Source organism: Candidatus Laterigemmans baculatus (assembly GCF_010367455.1).
In the GTDB taxonomy this organism is placed as follows: Bacteria; Planctomycetota; Planctomycetia; order Pirellulales; family Pirellulaceae; genus Laterigemmans; species Laterigemmans baculatus.
Window position 1 is genome coordinate 19,668 of sequence record NZ_WRPR01000028.1, and the last position, 10,338, is coordinate 30,005.

Annotated in this window: 10 protein-coding genes; 4 read left to right on the forward strand and 6 right to left on the reverse strand. The window is 64.8% G+C overall.

Annotation, left to right across the window (positions count from 1 at the left end):
* The first annotated feature begins 8 nt into the window (after positions 1-8).
* The 3 genes from GNK13_RS06110 (at position 9) to GNK13_RS06120 (ending at position 2,284) form a co-directional block, all read left to right on the forward strand.
* Positions 9-467 carry a cytochrome C oxidase subunit IV family protein gene (locus GNK13_RS06110; RefSeq protein ID WP_164101623.1) on the forward strand — a complete coding sequence of 153 codons (459 nt, stop codon included), beginning with the start codon at positions 9-11 and terminating at the stop codon, positions 465-467.
* A gap of 34 nt (positions 468-501) precedes the next feature.
* The gene (locus GNK13_RS06115; RefSeq protein WP_235934818.1) at positions 502-1,140 is read left to right on the forward strand and encodes a phosphopantothenoylcysteine decarboxylase; all 639 of its coding nucleotides are present in this window, start codon (positions 502-504) and stop codon (positions 1,138-1,140) included.
* A 190-nt stretch (positions 1,141-1,330) separates the two neighbouring features.
* Complete coding sequence (locus GNK13_RS06120) at positions 1,331-2,284, forward strand: dihydroorotate dehydrogenase (RefSeq protein WP_164101624.1); 954 nt, start codon at positions 1,331-1,333, stop codon at positions 2,282-2,284.
* Positions 2,285-2,448: 164 nt separating this feature from the next.
* Here the strand turns inward: GNK13_RS06120 and GNK13_RS06125 are convergent, their stop codons facing one another.
* The 6 genes from GNK13_RS06125 to GNK13_RS06150 form a co-directional block, all read right to left on the reverse strand.
* Complete coding sequence (locus GNK13_RS06125; RefSeq protein ID WP_164101625.1) at positions 2,449-2,730, reverse strand: hypothetical protein; 282 nt, start codon at positions 2,728-2,730, stop codon at positions 2,449-2,451.
* A gap of 9 nt (positions 2,731-2,739) precedes the next feature.
* Positions 2,740-5,049, reverse strand: a complete 2,310-nt coding sequence (gene feoB, locus GNK13_RS06130; RefSeq protein WP_235934820.1) for a ferrous iron transport protein B — start codon at positions 5,047-5,049, stop codon at positions 2,740-2,742.
* 1 nt (position 5,050) lies between these two features.
* Positions 5,051-5,281: a FeoA family protein gene (locus tag GNK13_RS06135; RefSeq protein ID WP_164101626.1), complete on the reverse strand. Its 231-nt coding sequence runs from the start codon at positions 5,279-5,281 to the stop codon at positions 5,051-5,053.
* Between the two features lie 282 nt (positions 5,282-5,563).
* Complete coding sequence (gene sdhB, locus GNK13_RS06140) at positions 5,564-6,418, reverse strand: succinate dehydrogenase iron-sulfur subunit (protein ID WP_164101627.1); 855 nt, start codon at positions 6,416-6,418, stop codon at positions 5,564-5,566.
* A gap of 123 nt (positions 6,419-6,541) precedes the next feature.
* Positions 6,542-8,533, reverse strand: a complete 1,992-nt coding sequence (sdhA, locus tag GNK13_RS06145; RefSeq protein ID WP_164101628.1) for a succinate dehydrogenase flavoprotein subunit — start codon at positions 8,531-8,533, stop codon at positions 6,542-6,544.
* 125 nt (positions 8,534-8,658) lie between these two features.
* Positions 8,659-9,567: a succinate dehydrogenase cytochrome b558 subunit gene (locus GNK13_RS06150; protein WP_203328949.1), complete on the reverse strand. Its 909-nt coding sequence runs from the start codon at positions 9,565-9,567 to the stop codon at positions 8,659-8,661.
* A 329-nt stretch (positions 9,568-9,896) separates the two neighbouring features.
* Between GNK13_RS06150 and GNK13_RS06155 the strand changes: the two genes are divergently transcribed.
* Entirely contained in the window at positions 9,897-10,283 is a 387-nt protein-coding gene (locus GNK13_RS06155; RefSeq protein ID WP_164101629.1) for a response regulator, read from the forward strand.
* Positions 10,284-10,338 lie beyond the last annotated feature (55 nt).

Sequence of the window (10,338 nt, forward strand, 5' to 3'; positions counted from 1 at the left end):
CACGTCCGATGTCCAATCACGCCACTCCTCAAGAGACCACGGTCGCTCACGATCACGCGGCAGGCGACCACGGCCACGGCGCTCATGGTCATGGCGCTCATGGTCATGGTGCCCATGGGCACGGAGGACGACCCGGTTGGGATTTCGCCCACCCTTTCCCTGTTTGGGGGCTGGTGGCCGTCTTCATCTCGCTGCTCTTTTTGACTGTGATCACGGTGGCCCAGGCGAGTCTCGAGCTGGGCGGCTGGGACGTGCTCCTCAGCATGTTGATCGCGACGATCAAAGCCTCGCTCGTGGTGCTGTTTTTCATGCACTTGGCGTTCGACAAACCGTTCAACGCGATCGTGTTTGTCTCCGCGCTGTTCTTCGTCGCGCTGTTCATCGGTGGCACGCTCTCCGACTCGCGGCTCTACTCCGACGTGCTCGAACCGCAGTACGACGAAGCGCCGGCTGAGCTCACCGAGTAGCCCACTCGTCCTCACACTCGCGCGGAGCGACGCGTTGGCTCGCATCCTGATCACTTCCGGGCCAACCCGTCAGTATCTCGACCCGGTCCGCTACCTGACCAACGCCAGTAGCGGGCGAATGGGAGCCGCGCTGGCCGCTGCGGCACTGCGGCTCGGCCACCAAGTGGTCATTGTCAGCGGTCCGGTGGCGGTCGATTATCCGGCCGGTGCGGAAGTCGTTGACGTGGAGACGACCGAGCAGATGTTGGCGGTGGCGGGAGAGCTTTTTGCCGGCTGTCAGGGGGCGATCGGCGCCGCTGCCCCTTGCGATTATCGGCCGCGACAGGTGAACGTGCAGAAGATCGCCAAGACGGGCGGTCCGCTCGTGGTGGAGTTCATCGAGACGCCCGACGTCGTCGCCACGCTCGGCCAGCAGAAACGGGCGGACCAGTGGGTCGTGGGGTTCGCTCTCGAAACCGAAGACCATCACTTCCGAGCGATCGTCAAGCTCGAACGCAAGCACTGCGATCTGATGGTCAGCAACGGAGCCGAGGCAATCAACGCCGCGGAAACGCAGGTCGCGCTGCTCGCTCCCGATGGGGAAGTGCTCGCTGAATTGGCCGGCAGCAAGGAAGCAGTCGCCGACGGTCTGCTGCGAGAGATCGACGTGCGGCTGTGCCAACCGCTGAAGTAGTTCGGGCCGCTGAGGTAGTGGGGGCCGCTGAGGTAGTGCGGGCCGCCGTCAAAAACGTCTGAGCCGACGGCGCTAGCCGCGGGCGGTGCATTGGAAATCCGGGGCGCGCGGAGGCCCGAGGCTAGCGCCTACGGCTCAAAAGAGTAAACTCTCTCTGGTCACGTTTCGCATTTCAACCCACTCGCTCCCCATGCCCGATCTCTCGGTTCACCTCGGACGCCTGACGCTCGCCAACCCCATCCTGGTCGCTTCCGGAACGTTTGGTTACGCCCGCGAGATGGAGCGGATCGTCGACTGCAGCCGGCTTGGGGGAATCTTGCCCAAGACGATCACGGCCGAGCCGCGAACGGGCAATGCTCCCTGGCGGACGGTGGAGACGGCGGCGGGGCTGCTCAACTCGATCGGTCTCGATAACGATGGAGTCGACGCGTTCCTCGAGAATCACCTGCCCTACCTGGCGGGGATCGGCACCGCAATCGTCGTCAGCATTGCCGGAAAGACGCGGGACGAGTTTGTACGGATGGCGGCGCAGGTCGCCGGGGAGCCGGGCGTCGCAGCGCTGGAGCTGAACCTCTCCTGCCCGAACGTCTCGGGAGGCGTCGACTATGCGACCAGTCCTGAAGCGTGCCGCGAGGTTGTTGCCGGAGTTCGCGCGGTGAGCGACGTGCCGGTGCTGGCCAAGCTGACGCCGAACGTGACGCGGATCGTCGACATCGCAGCGGCGGCCGCCGAGGGTGGAGCCGATGCGGTCTGTCTCGTCAACACGCTGCTGGGCATGGCGATCGATTGGCGCGCCCGGCGTCCGCTGCTCGGGAACGTCATGGGAGGCTTGAGTGGACCAGCGATCAAGCCGGTGGCGCTGCGATGCGTGCATCAAGTGCGGCAAGCGGTCGACGTGCCGATCGTGGGAATCGGTGGAATCCAAAGCATCGACGACGTCATGGAGTTTCTCGTCGCCGGAGCCTCCGCCGTCCAGATCGGGACGGCCAATTACTACGACCCGACCATCTCGACGCGGATGATCGACGCCCTGCCGGCAGCCCTGGCGGAGCTCGGTGCCGAGAGCGTCAGCGAGATCGTGGGAACGCTCCAGACGAGCCCCCCGCCGCAGCCCGCCTCGGCATTTCCGACGCCGGACAGGTGAGTTGCAGGGGACCCGCTCCCCTGAGCCGTAGGCGCTAGCCTCGGGCCCAAGCCTCGGGCCCAATCCGCTCCGCGCCGCGGAGAATGGTAACGTTGTAGCGGCGGCCAGTCGCAAGCTCAGACCGTTCGACAGCGCGACGGAACCCGCGGCTAGCGCCTTGCGGCTCATGCCGACCGAGAATCTTCGCCGCGGGGTTTGGGCGCGAGCTGGACGAGCGGTTTGGCTTTGGGGCCTTCACTGCCGCCGATGTTTTGGGGGCAACTGCTGCAGCCGCCGCTGGCTTCGCCGGGCCGACTGCCCCCCCGCGCCGCCCGCTGAACGGTCCGCCACGTCCGCCGCAGCACCCAGGCTGCCGCCAAGGCGATCAGCAGATAGGCGATCAGGGGCTGCCAAGCGATCTCGCCCCACAGCGTCGCGTCCAGGTGGAGAGGAGTGAAGTGGGCCATCCGCGAGACTCAGCCGATGCGGCTACCGACTTGGTAAACGACCAATGCTGCGACATAGGCGAGCACGGTCATGTAGGTGAACGAGAAGATCGGCCACCGCCAGGAATTGGTCTCGCGGCGGATCACCAGCAGCGTGCTGACGCATTGAGCACAAAGCGCGAAGAAGACCATGATCGAGAGGGCGACCGGCACGGTGTAGACCGGGCTTCCGTCGGGCCAGCGGGCGGAGCGAAGGGCGCTGACGAGACCCTCGTCCTCCTCGTCGACTTCGCCCCCCAGGCTGTAGACGGTTCCCAGGGTGGCGATGATGACTTCGCGGGCCGGAAAGCTGGCCAAGGCTCCCACGCCGATCTTCCAGTCCCAGCCGAGCGGACGGACCACCGGCTCGATGAAGTGACCGGTGCGGCCAAGGAAGCTGGTCTCCAGCAAGCGGCTGCTCTCTCGGTTATGAGCCGCCTGAGCCGCTTCGAGTTCCGCCACCAGTTCGGAAACCGCCAATCCTTCGGGAGCCGCGGGCCTTTCGGCAGTTGCGGCTTCTTCGGCAGCTGGTCTCTCAGGGGTCGCGGCCGCCAGGTCGGTTTCGAGCTGCTCGATCTGAGCCTGCAGAGCGAACTGCTGGGAATGATCGCCGGGCAAAAAACCGGCGGCCCAGATCAGCACCGAAGCGGCGAAGATCAGCGTTCCGGCTCGCAGCACAAACGCTTTGCACGACTGGTACACCCGTTCGACCAGCACCGGAATCGAGGGCCATTTGTATTCGGGCAATTCGAGCACGAACGGGGCCGGCTCGCCGCGGAGGACCGTTTTCTTCAGCAGGAAGGCGACCGGAATCGCGACCACGACGCCGAGCAGGTACATCCCCATCAGGACCAGCCCCTGCAGCGTGACGAGTCCGCCGAGGTAGGCTTGGGCGGGGATGAAGGCCGCGATCAGCAACAGGTACACCGGGAGCCGTGCCGAACAGCTCATCAGCGGCGCCACCATCATCGTCGTCAGCCGGTCGCGACGGTTTTCAATCACCCGCGTCGCCATCACTCCGGGAATCGCACAGGCAAATGAGCTCATCAACGGCAGAAAGGCTTTGCCGCTGAGCCCAAAGGCGCTCATCACCCGGTCGACCAGAAAAGCAGCCCGGGACATGTAGCCGCAGTCTTCGAGAATCGCGATGAACAAAAACAGCAGCGCAATCTGGGGGAGAAAAATCAGCACGCCGCCGACCCCAGCGATGACGCCATCGACGACCAGGCTCCGCAGCATCCCCGGTTCCAGAGCGCCGGTGACCGCGTCAGCGACCCAGCCTTGGGTCGTCTCAAAAATCTCCATCGGCCACTGGGCGAAGGTGTAGATCGCTTGAAAGACCGTGAACATCAGCGCGAAGAAGATCACCAGACCAAAGACGCGGTGGGTCAGCAGAGCGTCGAGCCGGTCGGTCCAAGAGGTACCCGTCGTGCTCGATTGGCTGATTATCCCTTGCAGCTTTTCGCGAGCCCAAGCGTACCTTGCGTTGCATTCGACGTCGGCGGGAAGCCCTTCGGCCTCGGTCAACTGGCGGCGAGCCGCATCGATCGCATCCGCCGTCTCGGGGCCGAAGCGGCGGAGCAGCCGACGCTCCGCCTCCCCTCCCTGGTCCAGCAGCGCTCGCTCGAAAACGTAGTCATCCGGGAGCGACTCGCCAGCCGCGGAACGCCCGGCGAGAGAGGCTTTAAGCCCGTCGCGAGCCTGGTAGAAAGCGGGCGGCAGCGGGCAAGCCGGAGCCGGGCCCTCGGTCGCGTTAGCCGCTGCGACCATCGTCGCTCGGAGCTGATCGATGCCGACCCGCCGCGAGGCGGAAGTCAACACGACCGGCACCCCCAGCGACTGGCTCAGCCGCTCTGCGTCGATCCGTTGCCCGCGCGCTTCGGCGGCGTCGACCATATTGACCGCGACCACCACCGGCTTGCCCAGCTCGAGGACTTGGCTGAGCAGAAACAAGTTCCGCTGCAGGAGCGTGGCATTGACGACGCAGAGGATCGCGTCGACCGGTTCGCTGACCGCGGCGTCGCCAGTCAGAACATCGACGGCGACGAGTTCGTCGGGGGACCGAGGAGCGAGGCTGTAGGTTCCCGGCAGGTCGACGAGCTCGATGAGCTGCTCACCCGCGCGGAACCGCCCCAGCTTCTTCTCGATCGTAACGCCCGGGTAGTTGCCGGTCCGGGCATTCATTCCCGCGAGGGCGTTGAAGACCGTGCTCTTACCCGTGTTGGGATTGCCGACCAGAGCGACGCGGCGGAGGGCGGGAGGGGCGGCGGTGGGGACGGCTTGAGCAGCCACAGTGGCCACGCTAACCCTCGGCCTGAATGCTGATGCGTCTCGCTTCGCCGCTCCGCAGCGCGATTCGGCACCCGTGGATCAAGCACGCCAGCGGATCGCCAAAAGGTGCCGGAGACATGGCCCGGACGTCCGCCCCGGGGATGAACCCCATCTCGCGGAGCCGCGAGGCGATGCCGTCAGCCCCATCGATACTGAGAATCCGTCCCGATTTGCCGGGAGGCAGTTGATCCAACGTCGTCATGCAAGTTTTCCCTCGGCCGCTCGTGCCGCCAGCGCGCTCTGCGGTCGGCGCTGCACCGGCCCCCTGAATCGGCCTGATAGCGCCGTTGAGACACAATCTCATTAGCTCCATCATTCCCGCTTCGCAGCCGCTTGTCAACGGCCAGTCCAAGCGGCCGGCGGTGGCTCCCGTCCGTTGATTGGCCGCCGGTCCCGATATGTCCATCAGCCGCCACGCGCTAGCGTCCGGTTCTGGAGAACGGCGCGGAAACCGGACGCTAGCGCGTGGCGGCTGATTCAGCGCTCAGCGATCGAAGAACTTCTTGATCGTGTAGACGGTGGTCGAGCGACCGGCGCGGGCGATCGAGGTCGTCAGCGGGATCTCTTTGGGGCAAACCGCCACGCAGTTCTGGGCGTTGCCGCAGGTGGTGACGCCTCCCGGGCCGGCCAGCGCTTCGAGCCGCTCGTCGGCGATGCTTTCGCCGATCGGATGGTCGTTGAACCGCACCGCCTGGCTGATCGCGTGGGCTCCCATGAAGGCTTCATCGTAGGCCGCAATCTTCCGCTGCTCGAACGCCTCGTCCGACTCGCCTTCGAGCCGCTCGAGTTCCACCCGTTGGTACTGCGGGCAGGCCTCGAGGCAGCAGCCGCAGGTCATGCATTTGCTGAGCGGGTAGTTGCGTTCCTGGTTGTCGCGGCTTTGGCGGGGACCGGCGCCCATGTCGTAGTAATTGTCGACCGGCACCCAGCCCTTGATCCGCTGCAGGTCGCGGAACATCCGCGAGCGGTCGACCAGCAGATCGCGGATCACCGGGAACTTCGACATCGGCTCGAGCACGATCTCGTCGGCTTCCTCTTCGAGCAGCCGATCGACCAAGGCGCTGCAGCTCTGGCGGACGCGGCCGTTGATGACCATCGTGCAGGAGCCGCAGACCTCTTCGAGGCAGCCGCAGTCCCAGGCGACCGGGGTGACCCGTTTGCCGTCGACCGTGGTCGCTTGCGCGGCGATCCGCTGCAGAACGCTGATCACGTTCATTTCTCGCTCGTAAGCGATCCGGTGCAGCTCCCAGTACGGCGCTTCCCCCGGACGATCCTGCCGCTTGACGCGGACGTTGATGTGCGTGGGACGCTTGGTGGAGGTCGGTTCGGGGGCAATCATAGTTTTAAGGTTTATCGTGAGGGGGAGACTTCCCGGAAATTCAAGTTAAAGGTCGGCCTTGACCCTCACCCTCCCGCAAGCGGGAGGATGGTGTGGAGCGACCGGTTCTTCTGGGCTCTGCTCTCACTTGGCCGCTTCGAGCGACGCCGATTTTTTCTTCGAGCGTTCCGCCCACACCTCTTCGATCTCCTCGGCCCCGACCAAGCCGTACAGTCGTGGCCGTGGCGGGATCAGCGAGGTGTCGACGTCTTCGTAGGTGATCGTCGGGTCGTTGCCGTCCCAGGTGGCGATCGTGCTCTTCAGGTACTTGCGGTTGTTCTCCTCGAACTCGTCGCACCACTGTTCGGCTTGCCGCCGCCGCTCGGCCGGTTCATCGGAGGTCAAGCTCGGTTTGGCGAAGTCGGGTTTGAAGTGGGCACCGCGGCACTCGTCGCGGAGCAGTGCGCCTTTGAGGATCATCTTGGCCAGTGGGAACATGTCCTGAACGGCTTTGGCGAAAATCACGTTCTGATTCGTCCAGGAGCCACTGTCGGAGAGCGAGACCCGCAGGGCACGCTGGTGCAGATCGTCGACTTTGGCGTAGCCCTCTTCGAGCTGCTTGTTGTGGCGGACGACCGTGGCCACGCGGGTCATCACGTCGCCCAGTTCCTGGTGGATCAGGTAGGGATTTTCGTCGCTGCCGCTCTTTCCCTTGACGCTGCCCTGCCCCTTGAGGAGCGCGTCGTGCCGTGCTCGTTGGGCTCCAATCGCCGATTCGAGCAACCCGGCTGGGACATCGGCATGCGAGCCCTTCTGGCTGGCGGCATAGGCGATCACCGAGGGGCCGATAAATAGACCGCTGAAAATGCAGCTCAGCAACGAGTTTGCACCGAGCCGATTGCCCCCGTGGTAGTGGTAATCGCACTCGCCGATCGCGTACAGACCGTCGATGTTGGTCATGTGGTTCCGCGGCGCACCCGGCTCGAGTCCGCCATCGGACGATTTGACGTAATCGGCCCACAGCCCGCCCATGCTGTAGTGCACCGCCGGGAAGATCTTCATCGGTTCGACGCGGGGGTCGACCCCTTGGAACTTTTCGTAGATCTCCAGGATCCCGCCCAGCTTGCGGTCGAGTTCGGTTTTCGGGATGTGGGTCAAGTCGAGGTAGACGCACATCCGGTCGGGTTCGACGCTGAGCCCTTCGGTGACGCAGATGTTGAAGATCTCGCGAGTTGCGATGTCGCGGGGGACGAGGTTGCCGTACGCCGGGTAGCGTTCTTCGAGGAAGTAATAGCGGTCGGAGGCGGGGATTTCTCGCGGGTCGCGGGTGTCCTGAGGAGTCCGCGGAACCCACACGCGGCCCCCTTCGCCGCGGGCCGACTCGCTCATCAGCCGCAGCTTGTCCGCCCCGGGGATCGCCGTGGGGTGGACCTGGATGAACTCGCCGTTGCCGTACTTGGCTCCGGCTTGCACGCAGCGGCTGGCGGCGCTGCCGTTGCAGAAGACGCTCATCGTGCTCCGGCCGTAGATCAATCCACAGCCGCCGGTGGCGACGATCACCGCGTCGGCCGGAAAGGCCCGGATCTCCATCGAGACCATGTCCTGGGCGATCGCCCCGCGGCACCGCCCCGAGTCGTCCAGGATCGGACCCAAAAAGTCCCAGAACTCGAACTTCCGCACGCGGCCTTCGCTCTCCTGCCAGCGGACCTGCTCGTCGAGCGCGTAGAGCAGCTGCTGCCCGGTGGTCGCTCCGGCAAAGGCGGTCCGTTTGTAGAGCGTGCCACCAAACCGGCGGCGGTCGATGAAGCCTTCGCCGGTGCGGTTGAAGGGAACCCCGAGGCGATCCATCAGGTCGATCACCTTGGGAGCCCAGTAGGCCATCTCCTTGACCGGCGGCTGGTGGTTCAGGAAGTCTCCGCCGTAGACCGTGTCGTCAAAGTGCTTCCACTCGTTGTCGCCCAACTGCCGCGTGGCGTCGTTGCAGGAGTTGATGCCCCCTTGCGCGCACACGCTGTGCGACCGCTTGACCGGGGTCAGGCTGACCAGATCGACGCTGACGCCGAGCTCCGTCAGCTTCATCGTCGCCGCGAGGCCGGCTAGACCGCCTCCGATGACGACTACGCGATGATCGGCCATAGTTCACTTACTCCGTAACGAATTGAATTTCAGCTGGAAGGGGGGGGGACACACGAAGCGTGGTCGCTGACGCGAGACGCCGCCCGAACAGCGGGGCGGCGCCCGGTAAAGGAATGCAATGGCCACTACTCGGCCGCGACCGGCAGTGCTCCTGCGGGGGGAATCGCCGCGGCGGGGGGAAGCGCCGCGTCAGGCTCGCTGGCGGCTTGCAGCCCTGCCGATGGTTCGGCTGATTCGGGGGCGACGAGCGGCGGGGCGCGACGTTTGGCCGGGTCGTCCGGGACGAGCAGTCCCTTGACCGCTTCGTCGAACATCTGGTCTTCAAGCTCGACCGCTTTGGCCGCGTCGGTCGAGATCGCAGCCCACCAGGCGCCGGCACCGACCAGAGCCAGGAGCACTCCAAACACGCTGCAGACTTTCAGCGCCCGCCGCTGCGCTTCCGGCGTGAGCCACAGCCCCCAGGTGATCCCGGCGGTCCACAAGCCGTTGGCCAAGTGGAACACGCAGGCCATCACGCCGATGAAGTAGAACGTCGGCCAGAGAAAGCCGTCCATCGCTTCGGCCAGCGTCGAGGCGGCGCTATAGGCTCGGAAGCGGTGCCCGCCGAACGGCGTCGCGACGTAGTCGAGCCAGATCTTGGTGTGGAACCAGCCGTGCATGTGAAACACGTGGACCAGCAAAAACACCAGGGCGATCATCCCGGTCCAGCGCTGCCAGGTGTACCGCTTGTTGGCCGCGTACTGGTAATGGTTGCTGTTGATCTTCGCCGTGCGGACGATCCACACCCCGATCAACCCGTGAAACAACAGCGGCAAGAAAATGAACGTCCACTCGATAAGCGGCAGCACGACGCCGAACGAGTGGATTTGGTAAACCGCTCGCTGGAAGGTGGGGACGCCGTTCAACAGACTGGCGTTGGTGACCAGGTGGACCACCATGTAGACGCCGAGCGGGACGATCCCGGTCAGCGAGTGCAGTCGGCGAATTGCGAACTCATGACGGAGAAAGAACGAAGGAGCGGTGGGTTCGGACACAGATGGAAGATCCTTCGCGCCGCAGTGGCCAGGCAGCTGCCCGCGGCCCGGTAAAATGCCGGAATGAAATGGAAAGCCCTACGCTGGAGGTTGAGTTTAAACGGCTTGGGGTTGATGGCAAAGCGGCATCCGGGGGGCCAGCAGCGAATTTCGCCTAGTCGCGGCGGATGTCCCCACGCTCGATGGCATTCCGGTTGCATTTAGAGGGCAATTGGCGGTTTTTCATGTCATAATGACAGAGATACGCCTTCCTTTCGGGAACGCCCTGCTTTTTGGGAACGCCCCGCTTTTTGGGAACGCCCCGCTTTTCGTGAACGGATGAGACCGGGATGTTAGCCTGTCCTCGCCTGCTGATCACCGACGACGATCTCGCCTTCCGCGAGTCGCTCGGTGAAGCTTTTGCACGGCGGGGTTTCGAAGTCACGCTGGCCGAGGATGGAGAGCGGGGGCTCGACGTGGCCCGTCGCGGCAAATTCCATCTGGCATTGGTCGATTACCAAATGCCCCGCTTGAGCGGATTGCAGATGCTCGAGCAGTTGCGGATCGAGTGCCCCGAGCTGCCCTTCATCCTGATGAGCGGAGCGATGGACGAGTCGCTTCGGGCTGAGGCCGAACGGATGCGGGCCTACCGCGTGATGAGCAAACCGCTGCGGCTTCGCCAAGTCGACAGCCTCGTCCGCGAGGCCCTCGCCGAAGTCTACGGCTGGGCCGGCTAAAAGCAGCCACTCTTCGCTTAGCCGCGCCACCATCAGCCGCCGGGCGCTAGCCCAC